Raw genomic sequence first — 19,364 nt, forward strand, 5'->3', positions numbered from 1 at the left:
ATTACAAGACCCGAGCGACATCGAGGCCGCCCGGGTCTTTGTTTCAACTATGAGGACGTTGCCTTACGACCGACGCCCCACATATGACTCAAACGAGTCTTAGGCCTTGACGGTCGCGACGCCCCTGAAGGACATGCTCGTCGTGCCGATGCCCTTGAAGCCATCGAGGGCCTCGCCGTTGGGCGCGGTAGACGGATCGTCCCAGGAAGCGGAGACGGTCTTGACGTGGACAACGGGGTACAGAACAGCGTTGTCGGCGATGATGTCGAAGCACTCGTTCCACTTCTTCTGCTGCTCGTCGCCCTCGGCGGCAAGAGCCTCGTCCATGAGACCGTGGAGCTTCTCCCACTCAGCGGACTCCTTCCACGGGCAACGGGTCTGCATCCAGACGTTGTCGCCGTACCACCAGTTGAGCAGCAGGTCGGGGTCAGCGCCGAAGCAGGACGGATCGCCAGGGGCAAGGAGGATATCGTAGGCCTCGCCGCCGTCGATGGCAGCGTAGGTGGCCGGCGAGGTATCGGTCTGGATGGTCACCTCGAAGCCGAGAGCGTCGAGGTCGTTCTTGACCTGGGCGGCCATGCCCTTAATCTGCTCGTTGTCGGTGGTGCGCAGGGTGATGGCACCCGGGGTGATGCCGGACTCCTCGATGAGCTTCTTGGCCTTCTTGGCGTCGGTCTTGTACACCGTGGAAGCCTCATGATAGTTGGTGAAGCTCTTGGGCAGGTAGCAGCTGGCAGCGGTGGCAAGGCCGGCGAAGGTGTTGGTGATCATCTTCTCGGTGTCGAGCGCGTACATGACGGCCTGACGGACCTTGACGTTGTTCCAAGGCTCCTTGGCGACGTTGAACATGATGAAGCGGGTGCCGAAGCCCTGGACGTTGTCGATCTTGCAGCCAGCGCTCTCGAGCTGGTCGACGGCGTCAGCGGTGACGAGCTCCATAACGAGCGTGGAGCCTTCCTGCTGGGCGGTAACGCGAGCGGTGGGGTCGGTCAGGATGCTGTACTGGATCTTCTTATCCTCGGCAGCATACTCACCGTTGTACTCGGGGTTGGGAACCAGGGTGATCTCGGTATCGGAGATAGAGTCGTACATCCAGGGGCCGGAACCGATCGGCTGCTTGGCGCGATCCTCCTCGGACTGAGTAGCCGGGGTAACACGGATGATGGCCAGACGATCCTTGAGCAGGGAGAAGTTGGGGACCTTGGTCTTGACCGTTACAGTGCTGGCATCCTTGGCCTCGATGGACTCGAAGGGCTGGAAGAACGGAGCATAGGTAGCGGAAGCAGCGCAAGCGGTGTAGGAAGCGACGACGTCGTCAGCAGTGACCTCGGTACCATCGGAGAACTTGGCGCCCTTGCGGATGGTGACCTCGAAGGTAGTGTCGTCCACGGACTTGGGATCGTCGGTGGCGAGCTCGTTGAAGGTGCTGTAGTCGTGGTAATCGATGCCGTAGAGACCCTCGACGACGTGCCAGTTAGCACCCAGGCCCACAGCGGAGCCGGTGCTGGCGGGATCGAAGCTGGACGGAGCGTAAGCGGAACCAGCGGTAATCACACCGCCGCCACGGTTGGCGGAATCGGCGGAACCGGAAGCGGAACCCTCGTCGTTGGAGCTGCCACCGCAGCCGGTGAGACCAAGCCCTGCGACAGCAGCGACGCTGCCGGTGAGGCCGAGGAACGAACGCCTGGACATACCCTTGTTGATGATGGCCATGTCTTCTCCTATCAATAGAGAATCTTACCCGGGAGCACCTAGACGTGCCCCCGCGCAACTTGCGGACGATATATACCTTACCTACCGACGAACCCAACTGAGGTGCCGCGCTCGGCGACCGATACATACATACGCTTGAACGGTATTTACTACCGTTCACCGAATTCATTGACAAACGATTCGCCAGACAGTATGTATCGACGAGGTGAGATATCAGTCATCGTCAACCCGCAGGATAGCAGGGTTGTTCACCATGGCTAGTCAAACGTTTTAGCGTTAATAAAACCCGAAATCGACAGGTAATCGCCGCGAAATAAATGATTGAAAATCGGCCAATCATGTATATCAGTTGTTTAGAAGCACGTTTAGCTTTCGGAACGGTTGGCCGATGCCTGGGCGCGTTCGGCATTCCATGCAACAAGTGCCTCGTGGACCGCTTTGGCGACATCGGCCGGAACGCCTCGAACTTCCGCGATCTCTTGCTCGCTCGCCGCGCGCAAACGCTTCATCGAGCCAAAATGGCGCATAAGGGCACGTTTTCTGGTGGGTCCCACGCCTGGAACGTCATCGAGTACCGAAACCGTCATGGCTTTATCGCGCAATTCGCGATGGAACGTGATGGCAAAACGGTGCGATTCATCGCGCACCTGTTTGATTAGATAGAGCGACGCGGACCCGGTCGGAAGCACGACTGGAGTCTCGTCCCAAGGCACGAAAACCTCCTCATCGGCCTTTGCCAAGCCACAAACTGGTATATCGAGCCCAAGAGCCTCAAGTTGCTTGATCGCAGCGGTCAATTGCGGCTTACCGCCATCGACAACGAGCAAATCGGGGCGCGATCCAAAGCGCTCGTCGGCCATGCGCTCGGGAGCATAGCGTCGTCCCAAAACCTCGGACATCGACACGAAGTCGTTTGCCTCGTCCAATTCGGCCTGAATTTTAAAACGACGGTACTGGCTCTTGTCGGCGCGTCCGTTGGTAAACACCACCATCGAGGCGACGGTAAAGGTTCCGTGCAGCGTCGAGATATCGAAGCACTCGATACGCATCGGCGGCGCTGGCAGCGCCAGCGCGCTTTCGAGCTCCAGGAGCGCCTGATTGGTGCGGTCGTCAGCGTACCCCGTTCGCATCATGTAGCGCATGAGGGCATGGCGCGCATTTTTGGATGCCATATCGAGCAAACGGTGCTTTTCGCCACGCTGCGGCCTATGGAGATGGCAGGAACGCTCGCGCTTGCCCGCAAGCCATTCCCCCAGCGCCTCCGCATCCTCAAGCTCGACGGAAAGGTTGACCTCAGCTGGAATATCAGCCGTCTCGTCGTAATAGCGCTTAAGAAAGCCCGACTGGAGCTCTTCCTCGTCAACATCAAGACCCTTGTCGAGAATGAACTCGCAGGTGCGAACTGTTCGGCCCTCGCGAACGACGAAGACGCAAGCGGCGGAGATGGTCTCCTCGCGATAGAACCCGATGACATCGATATCGACACTGGAGGGAAAAACGACTTGCTGACGATCGTCCAGACCCCTGATGACCTCCAAACGACGTTTGACGCGTGCCGCGCGCTCAAAGTCGAGCGCCTCGGCGGCATCCGTCATCTCGGAGGTCAGCTCATCGACGACATCCTTGCGATGGCCCGACAAAAAGCGCTCGACACGCTTGACGTTCTTGGCATAGTCTGCCGGGGAAATCGCGCCGACACACGCACCCGGGCCGCGCCCGACATGGTAGTCAAAGCAGGGACGCCCGTTTTGCGCGCAAATCATATTGACGATGTCTTCCTCGCCCTTGTGGGACTCAACGATACGGCGACAACGACGCCACTCCGCACAGGATGCGGAGCAGATGGGAATAACCTTGCGCAGCGTATCTATCGTCTCACGTGCCGCACGGCTATCGGTATAGGGTCCAAAATAGCGCGTTCCCGGCTTATGGCGCTCACGCGTATATTTGATAGCGGGATACAGGTCGCCCTTTGTAATGGCGATAAAGGGGTAGCTCTTGTCATCCTTGAGGTCGACGTTAAAGTACGGATGGTACTGACCAATCAAATTGCGCTCGAGCACCAACGCCTCATGCTCGGTCTCCACCACGATATAGTCAAAGCTCGCCACCAACTGCATCATCAGCGGAATCTTTTGACGCTCATCCTGCAGTGTCACGTATTGACGCATGCGGGCGCGTAGGTTTTTCGCCTTGCCCACGTAGATGACATCGCCCTTGGCATCCTTCCAAAGGTAGCATCCGGGCTGTGTGGGAACGCGCGAAACCTGCTCGGCAAGCGTTGGAATGTTGTCGTGACCGGCCACGCGCACCTACTTGCGACGAAGCAGCGCCGAGACCTCGGGCATCTTAAGGACGACGGCAAGGCCAAAGGTAACAGCAAGCGAGACGACACCCGCAACGCAAACATAGCCAAGAGTAATCAGAATCGAACCGCCAAGCGCCCCGACAAAGTGCTCAAGCGCCCACATGACGCCGGCGCCTGCGGCAGCACCCAGGCCACCGAGCAAAAGGCCAAAGAAACCGCCATGTAGGATAGATTTGACCTGAAGGCCACGCAGACGACGACGCAGCCACCACAGCGAACAACCGACCAAGATCACGTAGTCGACGACATACGAAAGCGCGATTGCCGGCATGCCGAAGCCCAGCACAACGCCAAACAGCAGAACCGAGCCGGCCTGGCCGATGGCAGAATACAGGCAATAGCGACTATAGGGCTTCATGTCGAGCAAGGCAGAGAAGCTCTTCTGCATCAACACGACCACGCCGTAGAGCGGCAGCGAGAGCGCCAGGTAGACAAGGTACTCGGACACCAGCGTCACGCCGGATTCATCGAACTTGCCAGCACAGTAGATCATGTTGAGCGGACGCGCGAAGACAATCAGGTACAGCGCGAACGGAATCAGGAAGAACAGCATCTGGGCGACGCCACGCGAAATGCCCGTGCGAACGCTGTCGTAATCCTTCTCCTGCGCGTCGTGAGAGAGCTCGGTATAGAGCGCCGTCGAAAGCGAGGCGGCAATCAGCGCGTAGGGCAGCGTGTACCACAGGCGCGCATAGGCGATGACGGAAGGACCAGTCTCGGGCTGGACCACCAGCGCGGCAGCGTTGGTGATAGAAGTCGAGACAAACATGCACACCGTGGCGAGCAGCGTCGGGATACCGAGCGCAATCGTCTGCCGCAGTGCGGGGTCCTTAAAGTCGATATGGATATGGGGATGCACGCCGTGCTTGCCAAGCGCGGGGATCTGACATGCCATCTGAACAAAGACACCGAGGGTCGTACCGGCCGCAATCAAGATGATGCCGGCACGTTCGCCAAACTGTGCGGACACGGGCGCAAAACCCATAAAGCTCGCAATGACGATCACATTGTTGAGGACCGGAGCAAACGTCGACCAGAAGTAGTCGCGGTGTGCGTTGAGAACGCCCGAGAACACCGAGCCCAAACCATAAAACAGAATCTGGATGGCAAAGAAACGGAACATGAACGCAGCGGTATCCATGCTGCCGCCGTCACCCGAAAGGAACGATTGCGTCCAGATAAAGCCCGGGGCGAACACGGTCCCCAGCAACGAAATGCCACCCAGCACCAAAAGCAGAATGCCGAGCAGGTTGCCCACGTACTCGTTCGAGGCCTCGCGACCCTGCTCACGCCTCACGCCCATGTACACGGGCAAAAACGCCGTCACGAGCATGCCGCCCATCACGAGTTCGTAGAGCATATTGGGCAGGTTGTTGGCGACCTGATAGGAGGACGAGAGCAGCGACATGCCGATAGCGGCCGCCATTGCCCACGTGCGGATAAAACCGGTGACGCGAGACACAATGGTCAGGATGGTCATAAGCCCGGCGGAACGACCAACCGTGGAGTAGTCCGACGAGCCCATGTCGTCAGTGTCATCTCGCGACGAAGAAGCTTCGGATGAGGGTGTCTGAGGCGCAGATTCTTTTGCAAAATGAGCTCCGCGCTTCAATTCTTCCTGCGGCATCGCTCAGTCCTCTCTCGTAATCGCGGCAACCGTCGCCCCGCAAAATGCAATTAAATCATCGGGTGCAAGCTCGAGCTGATAACCACGCTTGCCTCCCGAAATAAAAATGGTATCCCAAAGGACACATGTCTCATCAATGAGCGTCCGGTAGCGTTTTTTCATACCGACCGGGCTGCAGCCGCCGCGAACGTAGCCAGTCGCCGCAAGCAAATCCTTCACATGCATCATGGCCAAGGACTTCTCCCCCGCGGCACGCGCGGCGGACTTTAGATCGAGCTCGTCGGCAACAGGGATACAGCACACGACATAGTCGTTGGACGGTGTCACGCAGACCAAAGTCTTAAATCCTTGACCGGGCTCCTCGCCAAGCTGCTCCGAAATCGCGACACCCAGGCCCACCGACTCATCACCATCGTCTTCGTACGTATGTAGAACATAGGAAATGCCGGCGCTTTCCAGCTCGCGCATCGCATTGGTTTTTGGCGTCTTTACAGCCTTTGCCATGACATATCCTTTCCCTCGCATTCGGACGCAAGGATTAAGTATATGTCCAATTCGGCTGCATACGTCACTTCGGCACAGCAAGCGCCATCGAATCACAAGGAGTCGATGACGCCCATAAACTGAATCGCCTATTTATTGAGCATCAAGTTGAGCCTGACGCTCCCGGTCACGCCTGAGCAACGGCGCCAAAAACTTGCCCGTATAACTCTGCGGACAGTCCGCAACCTGCTCCGGTGTGCCCGAAACCACGACGGTTCCGCCGCCGTTACCGCCCTCGGGACCCATATCGATCAGGCGGTCGGCAACCTTGATGACATCAAGGTTGTGTTCAATCACCAGCACCGTGTTGCCCGCATCGACCAAGCGCTGCAGCACATCGAGCAGCTGGCGGACGTCCTCAAAATGAAGGCCGGTCGTCGGCTCGTCCAAAATATAGAACGTCTTGCCCGTCTGGCGTCGATGAAGCTCCTTGGCGAGTTTCACACGCTGCGCCTCGCCGCCCGAAAGCGTCGTGGCGGGCTGGCCCAGGCTCACGTAGCCCAAGCCTACATCGTACAGCGTCTGGAGCTTGCGCTTAATCTGCGGGATATTCCCAAAGAAGGCCAGCGCCTCGGTGACGCTCATGTCGAGCACGTCCGAGATGGTCTTGCCACGGTAGGTGACCTCGAGTGTCTCGCGGTTGTAGCGTTTACCGCCGCAAACTTCGCAGGGAACGTAGATATCGGGAAGGAAGTGCATCTCGATCTTGATCTGCCCGTCGCCCTTGCACGCCTCACAGCGCCCGCCACTCACATTAAAGGAGAAACGACCCGGCGAGTAGCCGCGCGCCTTCGACTCCGGCGTACTCGCAAACAGCGCGCGAAGATCATCCCACAGGCCGATATAGGTAGCAGGGTTGGAACGCGGCGTGCGGCCAATCGGCGACTGGTCGATATCAATAACCTTATCGATACACTCGATGCCCTCGATTTTTTTATACGGACCCACAGGGCGCGTCGAACGGTGAATGGCATTCGTAAGGGCAGGCGCAATGGTGTCGGTAACCAGGGAGCTCTTGCCCGATCCCGACACGCCGGTAACAACCGTAAGCGTACCAAACTCGATCTTGGCGGTAACGTTTTTGAGGTTGTTGGCTCGAGCGCCCGTAATTTTAAGGCAGCCACGACCGGGCTTGCGCCGTTCATCAGGCACCCGGATCATTCGTTTGCCGGTCAGATAGGCACCCGTCATTGATTCGGGACACGCCATGATGTCAGCGGGCGTTCCCGCGGCGACAACGTGCCCGCCGTTGACGCCCGCGCCTGGCCCCATATCGATCACATAGTCGGCAGCGCGAATCGTGTCCTCATCGTGCTCAACGACGATAACGGTGTTGCCGATATCGCGCAGGCGCTCGAGCGTCTTAATCAGCCGCTCGTTGTCGCGCTGGTGAAGACCAATCGAAGGCTCGTCCAGAATATAGAGCACGCCCATGAGACCCGCGCCGATCTGCGTTGCCAGGCGAATGCGCTGGGCCTCACCGCCGGAAAGCGTCGCCGAGGCGCGATCGAGCGTCAGATAGTCGAGTCCAACATCGACCAGAAAACGCAGGCGCTCCAGAATTTCCTTGACGATGCGCCCGCCGATAAACTGCTGACGTTCGGTAAGCTCCAAGCCCTCAAAAAACTCGAGCGACTCGCGGCACGACAGGCAGCAAACCTCATAAATGGACTTGCCGCCCACGGTGACGGCGAGCATCTCGGGGCGCAGGCGAGCGCCATGGCAGCTCGAGCACGGCTCCTCGCGAATGTACTTCTCCAAGCGCGCCTTAGTATTCTCGTTGGTCGTCTCGGTATAGCGCTCGTACAGGATATTGCGCACGCCCGAAAACTTGGTGTCCCACTGGCTGCGACGACCGTCGAGCTTTTGGTAGTCGACCGAGATCTTCGTATCGCCCAGGCCATCCAAGAATGCACGACGCACGCGAGGGGGCAAGTCCTCCCACGGCGTATCGGTGCTCACCTTAAAGTGTTTGCAGACCGCAGCAAAAATCTGCGGATAGTAGTTCGAGTTGCCAAACAGGCTACCAAAGACTCCGTCGGCAATGGACTTCGAGGGGTCCTCAATCAGCGCCTCGGCATCGACCGTTTTCTTAAAGCCCAGACCATCGCACTCGGGACACGCGCCATAGGGCGCGTTGAACGAAAAGTCGCGGGGTTGTAGGTCGTCGATAGAGTGCCCGTGCTCCGGACACGCCAGAGCCAACGAATACTCCAGCAGCTCGCCCTCGGTTCCCTCGGGAGCATCGCGATCGGGCAGCATGTATACATTCACATTACCGTGCGCCAAGGCAGTCGCCTGTTCAACAGACTCGGCGATACGGCCCAGAGAGTTTTCTCGAATCACGATGCGATCGACTACGACCTCGATATCGTGCTTGAACTTTTTGTCCAGATCGATAGGGTCGTCGAGCGAGCGCACTTCGCCGTCAACTCGCACGCGGCTAAAGCCCTCGGCGCGAAGGTCCTCAAACAGTTTGGTGTACTCGCCTTTTCGCCCGCGCACCACCGGTGCCAGCACAAACGCGCGACGGCCCTCCCCCGCCGCCAGCACCTTATCGGCGACCTGATCGGTCGTCTGGCGTTCAATGACGCGGCCGCATTCGGGACAGTGCGGGGTACCCACACGGGCGAACAGCAGGCGCAGATAGTCATAAATCTCGGTTACGGTACCAACCGTCGAGCGAGGGTTTTTAGACGTCGTCTTTTGGTCGATCGACACCGCCGGTGAAAGGCCGTCAATTGAATCCAAGTCGGGTTTGTCCATCTGGCCCAAGAACTGGCGCGCATAGCTTGAAAGGCTCTCGACGTATCGACGCTGACCCTCGGCATAGATAGTGTCAAATGCCAGCGAACTCTTGCCCGAGCCAGAAAGGCCGGTAATGACCACGAGTTGGTCACGCGGAATGGAAACATCGATATCGCGGAGGTTGTGCTCACGAGCGCCGCGAATAACGATAGAAGAATCAGACATGGAAGCTCCTTGCCTCCTATTGCATCGAATCATACTGTCGATGAGTTTAGCGCACTCGACGCGCACAGATGTTCGTAATACAAGATTCGCAGACCTTTAGCTTTGCGCATCGGGTGCTTTGTTTCTCGAAATGCCGTGGAAAGGTTACAGTAATCTAATACTGAACTTAATTTGCTGTAACAGAGGAACGTCCATGACCGAAGGTATCCCCCTTGAAATCACTTCGAGCGACATGGCCAATCTGCCCATATTCATCGCCGTCCTTATCGTGGCCACCGTCGTCGTGCGCGTGTATTTTTCAATCAAACACAATGAAAAGCCGCCCATTGCCCGGGTCTTTTGGTGCGCGACGCTCCTCATCCCGCTCGGCATGGTAGCTGCATGGATTACGAATCAATTGCTCGTAAATGAGGACAGTTCCCTATGGGTCCTTTCTTATTCGGCGCTCGGCGCCGCCGCCGTCATACTTCTTGTCGAGCCCTTGGTTTCGGGACTTATCGACCAAACCGATCTTGCGACGGGAACAGTTGCCTGTATTTGCCGTGACATCCTTGTCATCGCCGCTGTTTCAGCGCTCTCGTTCGTTTCACTCGAAATTGCCTGCAACGAAACGTTCTATCGCATTCCCGCCAACTCATTCGGGTTTTCCGTCGGGCTGCTCGCGACGGTTCTGCTCTCCCTTTATTTGCTGGGACAGCGTCATGGAGGCGTCATGGCCCTCGTGCCCGTCGTCTGTTGCATCCTTGGCATTGCCGAGCACTTCGTCATAACGTTTAAAGGCGAAGCCATCCTGCCAAGCGATATCTTGGCCCTCGGCACCGCAATGGAAGTGAGCGAGGGATACGAGTTTACCTTTACCGCCGGAATCGTAACCTCTCTCGCCCTGCTGGAGATTTCCCTGGGGCTTCTTTCGCTTATCCGACCGCGAAAGCTCCGTACGCCCACCCATGTCTTCCCCGCAATCGCCGCTAACCTCTGCGCTTTTCTGCTAGTGACCGTTGTGGGGCTCTCGGGCTTTTCCCGCATCGACTTGGAGCAGGCGCTGAATTTTGGATTTGACCGTTGGCAGCCCATCACCACGTATGCGTCTCAGGGTTTTATCACTTCGTTCACCGAAATGGTCAACGAGTTGCCTATTGAGAGGCCCGAAGACTATACGCCCGATGAGGCGCAGAGCATCGAGCAGGAGCTCGCCGCCGCCTACGACAACACGTATGGCTCGAGCGAGCAGCGCGCGGCGGCCGTTGCCCAGTTCAATGAAATCAAGCCGACGATTGTTGCCGTCATGAACGAGAGTTTTAGCGACCTTTCGTGCTTTGAGCAGCTCCAGGCGGCCGGGTACACCGGCCCCGCATTCTACAACTCGCTTCCCGACACACTTGTTCGCGGCACCATGCTCGCTTCGGTCGCCGGTGGCGGAACGGCGAACTCCGAATTCGAATTTTTGACCGGAGCGACAACGGCCTTTGTCGGATTAGGCAAGATCCCCTATCAGCTGTATCAGATGAATGGCGTCAACAGCCTGGCAAAGGACCTTAAGGAGCTTGGGTATACCGCTTCCGCTATGCACCCACAAAACCCCGTCAACTACCATCGAGATAAAATCTATCAGCAGCTGGGCTTTGGAGACTTTCTTTCTATCGGCGATTTCGAAGGTGCGCCCTGTTACCATGCCGGCGTATGCGACTACGCCACCTACGACAAGATACTCGACCTGCTTAGAACCGACGAAGCCCCGCAGTTCATCTTTGACGTCACGATGCAAAATCACGGCGGCTACGACTATGGCACCGTTCCCGCCGAGGAGCTGACAAACTATTGGGTCGAGGGAGCCAGCGAGGGCGCCAATAGCGCGCTCAACACCTATCTTACCTGCATCAACGCATCCGACCGGGACCTCGAGTACTTTATCAACGAGCTCCGCAATATCGGCAGACCGGTTGTCCTTGTCTTTTTTGGCGACCATCAGCCGAGCGCCGCAACGACTCTCAACGACGAGCTGTACCCTCAGGAAGATACGGCAAGCCACGCTTTCCGTATCTATCAGTCGACATATTTCGTCTGGGCTAACTATGAAATCGCCGGCAATGCCGAGCTCAACGTCTACGACACCGTCGGGGCAAACGAGATTGCAGCCATTACCCTTAATAAGATCGGCGCCCCGCTCACCGACTATCAAAAGGCTCTGCTTGTAACAAGGTCAGATGTGCCCACCATCAATGTCGCCGGCTACCTTGGTGCCGACGGGCTGCGCTACGACTTGGAATCTGAAGACAGCCCATACGCCTCGACGATCGACAAGCTGCGGCGCATGCAATACCTCGAGTTCGCCAGCAAAGTTCAGTAAGCCCGCCCATTCGCTCGGACCCATCGTATTGCAAGCACGCTCGGCCCAAATGCATCGCAAATGACTCCCGCTCGCAAACGAGGGTACAATGACGCTCGTGTCACATCACGGGGCCCCGGCCCCAACATATACAAAGGAGTCATACATGGGTTGCGAGCACGCACAGGCCGCCGGCGGACAAACGTCACCGTCGCAATTTGAGGAGAACACGCTGTCCGAGGTCAAGCGCGTTATCGCTGTGCTTTCCGGTAAGGGAGGCGTCGGCAAGTCGTTTGTGACGGGCGCCATCGCAACCGAGCTCGCCCGTCGCGACCACAAGGTCGGCGTCCTCGATGCCGACATCACCGGCCCCTCCATCCCCAAGATGTTCGGCATGAGCGGACGCCATGTCCATGCCCTCGGTAACCTCATGCTGCCCGAAATCTCCGAGCATGGCGTCAAGGTCATGAGCTCCAACCTGCTGCTCCAAAACGAGACCGACCCCGTCCTTTGGCGCGGTCCGGTCATCGCAGGCGCCATTAGGCAATTCTGGAGCGAGACTTCGTGGGGCCCCATCGACTACCTGCTGGTTGATATGCCTCCGGGAACGGGCGACGTCGCCCTCACCGTCTTCCAATCGCTGCCTGTCGATGGCATCGTCATCGTCACGAGCCCGCAGGATCTGGTCTCGATGATCGTCGCCAAGGCAGTCAACATGGCCGAGAAGATGAACGTCCCCATTCTGGGCATCGTCGAGAACATGAGCTATATCGAGTGCCCCGACTGCGGCAAGAAGATCGAGGTCTTCGGCAAGAGCAAGCTTCCCGAGGTCGCCGAGCGCTACAACCTCGACATCTTGGGCCAGCTTCCCATTAATCCGGCACTCGCCGAGGCCTGCGATAAGGGCGAGGTCGAGACCGCGCTGCCCGATGGCATGCTGCCCAAGGCCGTCTCTGCCGTCGAGATTATTACCCCGCACGAGACCGACGAGGCCTAAGTGAACACGAGCGCCTTCTATGACGTCCTGGTAATCGGCGGCGGGGCTTCAGGCCTCGCCGCCGCCATTACGGCCGCACGCGCTGGCAAAAGCGTCTGCATCGTTGAGCGCGATGTCGCCTGCGGCCTTAAACTCCTTGCGACCGGCAACGGCCGCTGCAACCTCTCCAACGAATCGATTGATCCACAGCGGTATAACCACCCCGCATTCGTTGAATCCGTTATGGGCCCCCAGCCCGAACAAGAGCTTATGGGTTTCTTCTCCTCGCTGGGCATCACGACAACCTCTGAGGACGGCCGGCTGTACCCACGCTCCCTTCGTGCCGAATCGGTGCGTGACGCGCTTCTCAACGTCTGCGATCGCCTGGGTATCACCTTAATCTGCGGAGCCAACGTTGCCTCGGCGCACAAAGCTTCCGAAGGTTGGGCACTCCAAATAGACCGTCCAGCGCGGGCACTCAAGGCAAAAAAGCACGACGACCGAAAATCGGAGCTCCGCTCGCTTCGGAAAGCGCTCGCCGATGTCCCTCGCAAGAACGAGGCCCTGCAGGCACATGCCGTAATTATCGCCACGGGCGGCAACCCCACCGGTATCGCCGATACGTTTCGCCTCCCCCTCACTTCGCTGCGCCCCATCCTCTGCCCCGTATCGGCAACGGTCGTCGGCGATCGGGCGGCACTCAAGACGTTGGATGGCCTGCGCGTCCGCGCCCGCTTGACGCTCGCCCGCAATCATAATGAGCTCTGGCACGAAGACGGTGAAGTCCTGTTTCGAACCTTCGGTATCTCGGGCGTCGCTGTCTTCAACCTCTCCCGTCGTATCCAGCGCGGCGATACGATCCTGCTCGACGTTTTCCCCGACCTCTCCAAAGACGAGCTGCTCGATATGCTCAACCGGCGCGTTGAGCTACTCGGCGGCTTTTCGCCCCGCGATCCCCGTTGGCTCGACGGCATGCTCGCCCCGCAACTCTCCCGCGTCGTCTGCACGACGTTCGAGCAGTGCCATCCAGGCTCCAACGATGTCATCCACCTGGTCTCAATCCTCAAACACTTTAAGTTGCTCGTCGAGGGAACAGCCGAGGAGCGCTCGGCGCAGGTCACGCGTGGTGGCGTATCTGTCGAGAGCATCTCAATACCCAGTCTACGCGCGCGCAGCGCTGTCGACGCCCCGCTTTACGTCTGCGGCGAAGCACTCGACATCGACGCCGATTGCGGAGGCTTTAACCTTGCGTGGGCCTGGCTCTCGGGCATTCGCGCTGCAAGCAGCCTGTAGCCGCGCAGTCTATAATCAAAAACGCATTCGGGCCGTCTGGGATACCGGACGGCCTCTTTCTTGCCTCTAAGGAGACCTCGATGATCGAAATCACCCAAGTCAACGCGTCGCTCGATGAAGCCGGCGATGAAAATGCCTGCCTCATTGTTGGCAAGCGAGTCGCCAAGCGCGTCCTACGTTGCAAGGACTCCGAGATCAAGTCCATCGAGCTCCACCGCAAGTCAATCGACGCTCGCAAAAAACGAGACGTCCATTTTATCCTGAGCTTTCGTGTTGAGCTGACTAGTCCCCACCTCGAGCGAGAAGCGGTCGACAGCGTCGCCGAGCGTGACCGCTCGCGCGTACGCGCGATAGAGGACGATGGGCCCTCATTCCCCTCCCCCGTCTCCGACGCACCTCAAGAACGCCCTGTCGTTGTCGGCGCCGGATGCGCTGGCCTTTTCGCTGCACTCACCCTTGCCGAAGCGGGTCTTAAGCCCTTGCTCATCGAGCGCGGCGACCCAGCATTTCGCCGCTCGCATGCGATCGATCTCTTTCTAAAGGAGCGCATCCTCGACCCCGAGAGCAATATCCAGTTTGGCCTAGGCGGCGCGGGGACCTTCTCGGACGGCAAGCTCAATACGGGAACCAAAAATCCCGCCCATCGCCTTATCCTCGAAACCTTCGTCGAGGCGGGCGCGCCCCGCGATATTCTGTGGGATGCCAAGCCGCACATTGGCTCCGACATCCTTCCCACGGTTGTCACCGCTATATCCCAGCGCATCGAGCAGCTCGGAGGTGTCGTCCGTTATCGAACAAAGCTCGTCGACATTCGCATCGACGCGTCTGGTGCCATCACCGGTATCGATGTCCAATCGTCCCAAGACGCCGCTTACGAGCCAATTGAGACAAAGCACCTCATCCTCGCCTGCGGGCATTCTGCTCGCGATATTTTTGAGCTCCTTAAGGACCACAACGTGGCCCTCGCACAAAAGACCTTTGCCATGGGCGTTCGCATCGAGCATCCGCAGCGCGACATCGACCGAGCCCAATATGGAGCCTTGGCGGGACATCCTGCCCTCGGAGCAGCCCCCTACAAGCTCGTCGCCCATCTTCCCAACGGCCGCAGCGTGTTCTCGTTTTGCATGTGCCCCGGCGGACAGGTTGTCGCCGCCTCTTCCGAGCAGGGCCACCTGTGCGTCAACGGCGCTAGCCTCAATGCCCGCGACGGACGCAACGCAAATGCCGCCTTGCTCGTTAACGTCACGCCTGAGGACCTTCCCAACGATGACCCGCTCGCCGGCATCGAGCTCCAGCGTGCCTGCGAGGCGGCCGCCTATCGCCTGGGCGGTTCCAACTGGAACGCACCGGCACAACTCGTCGGAGATTTCCTCGCAGGACGCGCCAGCAAGGCGCCCGGAAAGGTAAAGCCCACCTATCCGCTCGGTGTGACCTGGACGGCAATTGACGAAGCCCTGCCGCAGCATATCGTCGAGTCGCTCCGCCTGGGACTTCCCCTACTCGGAAAAAAGCTACGAGGCTACGACCGTCCCGATGCCGTTCTTACCGGCGTGGAGACTCGTTCGAGCTCACCTGTCACTGTCACCCGAGACCGAACGTGCCATGCCGTGTCGACCCCGGGCCTCTACCCTTGTGGTGAGGGAGCTGGATATGCTGGCGGCATCATGAGCGCGGCCACCGACGGCATCCGTTGTGCCGAAGCCCTGATCGCGGACCTCTAACGCACGAATTCCAGCGCGCAAAAGACACAGGCCCCGAGCTCCACAGGGAACTCGGGGCCTGTTCGCTATTTCTTAAACCGTGCACCCTGGCGTTTTCTGCCCGATGCGAACGTGGAACCCTTGCGGGCCTGCGAACGTAAGCGCTCGATCGTCTCGTCCTCAGACGCGCCCTCGAGCATCGCCCGAATCTGAACGACGGCATCGCGCAGGCGCGCCGCCTCCTCAAAGTCCATGGCGGCAGAAGCGTTGCGCATATCCTCTTCCATGGTTTCGACGATCCGCACAAGCTCGTCATGCGGCAGTTCTTCCAACTGCTCCGCAAGTGTCTGCTCGGGCGCCACCGTTTCCGGCACGCCGCCCTCGCCCGACTCATCGGGCGTATAGAATGCGCCATGACCAAGAGAATCGCCCTTCGAGCGCCCCTTGGAACCCACGGTTTTTTCGGCCTCGGCAATAAAACTTGAGATGTCGTTGATGGCCTTGCGCACTGTCTTGGGCACAATGCCATGCTCTTCGTTATATGCCATCTGAATCTCGCGACGGCGCTGCGTCTCCTCGATGGCCTCTTTCATCGAATCGGTCACAACGTCCGCATACATGATGACTTCGCCATCGGCGTTACGGGCCGCGCGGCCAATCGTCTGAATCAGCGAACGGCGGTTGCGCAAGAAGCCTTCCTTATCGGCATCGAGAATTGCCACCAGTGAGACCTCGGGAAGATCCAAGCCCTCGCGAAGCAGGTTGATGCCAACGAGAACATCGATCTTGCCCTCGCGCAGCGTTCGCAGGATCTCGACACGGTCCATTGTCGCCGTATCAGAATGCATGTAATTGACCTTAATGCCCGCATCAAGCAGATGGTCGGTCAGGTCCTCGGCCATGCGCTTGGTCAACGTGGTCACCAGCACGCGCTCCTTGCGGGCAACGCGCTCGCGAATCTCGTCCTCAAGATCGTCAATCTGACCGCGAACCGGACGCACATCGATCTTGGGATCGAGCAGACCGGTCGGACGAATAATCTGCTCCACGTCGTTTTGGCTCACCCGCAGCTCGTAATCGCCCGGCGTGGCCGAAACATAGATAAACTGGGGTATCCTTGCCTCAAACTCATCGAAACGAAGCGGGCGGTTATCGAGCGCCGAGGGCAGGCGAAAACCGTGTTCCACCAGCGTCACCTTACGCGAGCGGTCACCTTCGTGCATGCCGCGAATCTGCGGCACCGTCACATGGCTCTCATCGATGATGCAGAGCATATCCTTGGGAAAGTAATCGATTAGGGTAAACGGCGGCTCACCCGGCTTGCGACCGTCCAGATGACGCGAGTAGTTCTCGATGCCGTTGCAAAAGCCCATCGTCTCGAGCATCTCAAGATCATAATCGGTGCGCTGCTGCAGACGCTGCGCCTCGAGCAACTTGTCGGTCGCCTTGAGCTCCGCGACGCGCTTCTCGCACTCTTCGCTGATCGATTTCAGAGCCGCCTTGACCTTCGGCTTCTCGGTCACGTAGTGCGATGCCGGCCATACGGGAATGGCCTCATACTCACGAAGCATCTCACCGGTGACCTCATCGATCTCGGCAATCAGCTCGACCTCATCGCCAAAGAACTCAAACCGCAACGGATGCTCGGCATAAGGCGGATACACGTCGACAACATCGCCGCGCACGCGGAACGTGCCGCGTGCCAGGTCATAGTCATTGCGATCATATTGAATGTCGATAAGTGCATGGATAAAGTCATCGCGCTCGAGCGGCACCTTTTTGTCGACGTTTGGAGCCAGACCCGCATAGTCCTCAGGAGAGCCAATGCCATAGATACACGAGACCGATGCGACAACGATCACATCGCGTCGAGAGAGCAGCGATGCGGTCGCCTGATGTCGCAGCATCTCGACCTCTTCGTTAATCGAGGAGTCTTTCTCGATATATGTATCGCTTTGCGGCACATACGCCTCGGGCTGATAGTAGTCGTAATACGAGACAAAGTAGACCACAGCGTTATTGGGAAAGAACTCTTTGAGCTCGCTCGCAAGCTGAGCGGCGAGCGTTTTATTCGGAGCCATGACCAGCGTCGGCTTTCCCAGGGCCTCAATAGTCTTTGCCATCGTGAAGGTCTTGCCCGAACCAGTCACACCCAGCAAAACCTGATAGCGGTCTCCGTCCCTCACGCCCTGCACAAGCGACTCAATGGCCTTAGGCTGGGAACCGGCAGGCTCATAGGGAGAGACGACTTCAAACGGCACCTCAGTGCCCTCAACGCCAAAGCGCTTAAGTTCTCCACCAACGCGTTCTACTTCAAATTCCGCCATGGATACTCCTAACTCATACATCTGCAGTATACGCAGGCGGTGGGCTTAGTCCTATACGAACCGATCGGGATAGAGAGTCTTATATCGAACCCAGGCATTATTGACGCGAATCAGATAAGCCTGAGTTTCAGGAAAGGTAATCGCATTATGAAGTGACGTGTTCTGCTGCGCCCATCCGTCGACATTGCCCATACCGGCGTTATAAGCGGCAATGGCACTATCCGTCGACCCGTTGAAATAGGTCAGAAGATACGAGAGGTATGCGCAGCCAAACTCGATATTCGTAGCCGGATCGTTAAGGTTGTCGCCCGAATACTCCCCACCGTCGACAAGGCCCTTGGCGATCATATCCTGGGCAGTCTCGGGCATCAGCTGCATCAATCCCTGAGCACCCTGATTCGACTCGGCCGCGGGATCCCAATTCGATTCCGACTTAATGACAGCGCACACCAAATACGGATCCAGATTATGCGAAATACTGGATTGCTTTACATATGCCTCGTAGTCAATCGGATACAGTGGCTTAAAGAAAGCGGCGGGAGCACAAGAGTAAACGAATGAGATAAGGCCGAAGGCAAAAACGGCAGCCAGCGGTACAAGGCGATACCACGCAAAGAAACGTGTCTTAGGCATCGGCACCCTCCTTATCCGCAGCGTCTTTAAACCCATGGCATGCAAGCCATGAGTCAAGCTGCTCAAAGAGCGAATTATCGCCTGCAGCATTATCAATCACCGTTGTGGCGAGATTGCACAGCGCAGACTCATCGGGCTGACAAGCAGAACGGGCATCGAAATCAGATGGCTCCATGCCACGTTGAATAGCGCGCTCGCGACGAACTGACAAAGGGGCGCTAATGACCAGAATTTCATCAGCCAAACCAAATGCATCCTCAAAACCAGTCGGAGCAGAAACCTCGACCACCGCAAAGGGATAACGGGGAGATGAAACTGTACAACAAACCGGATCGAGAATCCTAAGCGAAAGCTGTTCAATCAGAACGGGATGCACAATGCCATTGAGCCGTGCGACCGAATCAGGAGAAGCGAAAGCTCGAGAAGCGAGGATGCTGCGGCGAATGCCGCCTTCCTCATCCAAAATGTCCCAACCGAATTCATCCGCGAGAGTATTGACGATATCAGAGCCCGGCACATACAGCGATTTTGCAAGCTCATCCAGATCGATAAGCATAGCGCCACGAGATTCGAAATAGCGGCAGGCAGTTGACTTACCCGAAGCAATATTGCCCAAGACAAATACGGTAAACATCAAGCCCTCCCTAACGCCAATGCGAGTAATTATCGCTCAAATACACTAGATGGACTCAAAATACAGCCAAACAGTAAGAGCACATACGGGGGAGCTAGGTCCCAAAGTACAACGTATATACAACGCAAAAAAGGGGGAGGCCGCGAGGCCTCCCCCTTCTTCAAGTCGCTGACGGCTCGGTGCCGTCCACCGGTCAGCGGCGCCCTGGCCTCCCACGGGCTGGCCCCGCAGTACTCTCGGCGCGATGGGGC

Annotated in this window: 12 protein-coding genes; 4 read left to right on the forward strand and 8 right to left on the reverse strand. The window is 58.0% G+C overall.

The features are described 5' to 3' along the window. Positions 1–99 precede the first annotated feature (99 nt). The 5 genes from GPK39_RS06915 to uvrA form a co-directional block, all read right to left on the reverse strand. A complete protein-coding gene (locus GPK39_RS06915; RefSeq protein WP_195363241.1) occupies positions 100–1,713 on the reverse strand; it encodes an ABC transporter substrate-binding protein in 1,614 nt (537 codons plus the stop codon). Positions 1,714–2,078: 365 nt separating this feature from the next. Further along, complete coding sequence (gene uvrC / locus GPK39_RS06920; protein WP_338404405.1) at positions 2,079–4,019, reverse strand: excinuclease ABC subunit UvrC; 1,941 nt, start codon at positions 4,017–4,019, stop codon at positions 2,079–2,081. Positions 4,020–4,025: 6 nt separating this feature from the next. Further along, complete coding sequence (gene murJ, locus GPK39_RS06925) at positions 4,026–5,606, reverse strand: murein biosynthesis integral membrane protein MurJ (protein WP_161144834.1); 1,581 nt, start codon at positions 5,604–5,606, stop codon at positions 4,026–4,028. A gap of 105 nt (positions 5,607–5,711) precedes the next feature. Continuing rightward, positions 5,712–6,212, reverse strand: coding sequence for a Cys-tRNA(Pro) deacylase (ybaK, locus tag GPK39_RS06930; RefSeq protein WP_006236166.1), 501 nt, complete (start codon positions 6,210–6,212; stop codon positions 5,712–5,714). Positions 6,213–6,344: 132 nt separating this feature from the next. Continuing rightward, positions 6,345–9,224, reverse strand: coding sequence for an excinuclease ABC subunit UvrA (uvrA, locus tag GPK39_RS06935; protein ID WP_161116048.1), 2,880 nt, complete (start codon positions 9,222–9,224; stop codon positions 6,345–6,347). A 193-nt stretch (positions 9,225–9,417) separates the two neighbouring features. Here uvrA and GPK39_RS06940 point away from each other — a divergent pair, with 193 nt between their 5' ends. From GPK39_RS06940 to GPK39_RS06955, 4 genes are all read left to right on the forward strand, one after another. Beyond that, entirely contained in the window at positions 9,418–11,571 is a 2,154-nt protein-coding gene (locus tag GPK39_RS06940) for an LTA synthase family protein (protein ID WP_215674614.1), read from the forward strand. A 145-nt stretch (positions 11,572–11,716) separates the two neighbouring features. Beyond that, positions 11,717–12,547, forward strand: a complete 831-nt coding sequence (locus GPK39_RS06945) for an Mrp/NBP35 family ATP-binding protein (protein WP_215674616.1) — start codon at positions 11,717–11,719, stop codon at positions 12,545–12,547. After that, entirely contained in the window at positions 12,548–13,819 is a 1,272-nt protein-coding gene (locus GPK39_RS06950; protein ID WP_215674618.1) for an NAD(P)/FAD-dependent oxidoreductase, read from the forward strand. An 80-nt stretch (positions 13,820–13,899) separates the two neighbouring features. Beyond that, a complete protein-coding gene (locus GPK39_RS06955) occupies positions 13,900–15,540 on the forward strand; it encodes an NAD(P)/FAD-dependent oxidoreductase (protein WP_215674620.1) in 1,641 nt (546 codons plus the stop codon). A 65-nt stretch (positions 15,541–15,605) separates the two neighbouring features. Here GPK39_RS06955 and uvrB read toward each other — a convergent pair whose 3' ends face one another. From uvrB to coaE, 3 genes are read right to left on the reverse strand one after another with little or no spacing between them, the layout of a single operon-like run. After that, complete coding sequence (gene uvrB / locus GPK39_RS06960; RefSeq protein ID WP_215674622.1) at positions 15,606–17,846, reverse strand: excinuclease ABC subunit UvrB; 2,241 nt, start codon at positions 17,844–17,846, stop codon at positions 15,606–15,608. A 51-nt stretch (positions 17,847–17,897) separates the two neighbouring features. Further along, a complete protein-coding gene (locus GPK39_RS06965) occupies positions 17,898–18,479 on the reverse strand; it encodes a lytic transglycosylase domain-containing protein (RefSeq protein ID WP_215674624.1) in 582 nt (193 codons plus the stop codon). Further along, positions 18,472–19,113 carry a dephospho-CoA kinase gene (gene coaE, locus GPK39_RS06970; RefSeq protein WP_215674625.1) on the reverse strand — a complete coding sequence of 214 codons (642 nt, stop codon included), beginning with the start codon at positions 19,111–19,113 and terminating at the stop codon, positions 18,472–18,474. The genes GPK39_RS06965 and coaE overlap by 8 nt, the downstream gene beginning before the upstream one ends. Positions 19,114–19,364 lie beyond the last annotated feature (251 nt).

Origin of the sequence: Collinsella aerofaciens, assembly GCF_018785245.1 — a bacterium.
Lineage (GTDB): Bacteria > Actinomycetota > Coriobacteriia > Coriobacteriales > Coriobacteriaceae > Collinsella > Collinsella aerofaciens_AD.

Excerpts from the sequence above, each read along its gene's own strand:
- GPK39_RS06915 (WP_195363241.1), bottom strand. The coding sequence starts at position 1,713 with ATGGCCATCATCAACAAGGGTATGTCCAGGCGTTCGTTCCTCGGCCTC.
- murJ (WP_161144834.1), bottom strand. The coding sequence starts at position 5,606 with ATGGGCTCGTCGGACTACTCCACGGTTGGTCGTTCCGCCGGGCTTATG.
- ybaK (WP_006236166.1), bottom strand. The coding sequence starts at position 6,212 with ATGGCAAAGGCTGTAAAGACGCCAAAAACCAATGCGATGCGCGAGCTG.
- uvrA (WP_161116048.1), bottom strand. The coding sequence starts at position 9,224 with ATGTCTGATTCTTCTATCGTTATTCGCGGCGCTCGTGAGCACAACCTC.
- GPK39_RS06940 (WP_215674614.1), top strand. The coding sequence starts at position 9,418 with ATGACCGAAGGTATCCCCCTTGAAATCACTTCGAGCGACATGGCCAAT.
- GPK39_RS06945 (WP_215674616.1), top strand. The coding sequence starts at position 11,717 with ATGGGTTGCGAGCACGCACAGGCCGCCGGCGGACAAACGTCACCGTCG.
- GPK39_RS06955 (WP_215674620.1), top strand. The coding sequence starts at position 13,900 with ATGATCGAAATCACCCAAGTCAACGCGTCGCTCGATGAAGCCGGCGAT.
- uvrB (WP_215674622.1), bottom strand. The coding sequence starts at position 17,846 with ATGGCGGAATTTGAAGTAGAACGCGTTGGTGGAGAACTTAAGCGCTTT.
- GPK39_RS06965 (WP_215674624.1), bottom strand. The coding sequence starts at position 18,479 with ATGCCTAAGACACGTTTCTTTGCGTGGTATCGCCTTGTACCGCTGGCT.
- coaE (WP_215674625.1), bottom strand. The coding sequence starts at position 19,113 with ATGTTTACCGTATTTGTCTTGGGCAATATTGCTTCGGGTAAGTCAACT.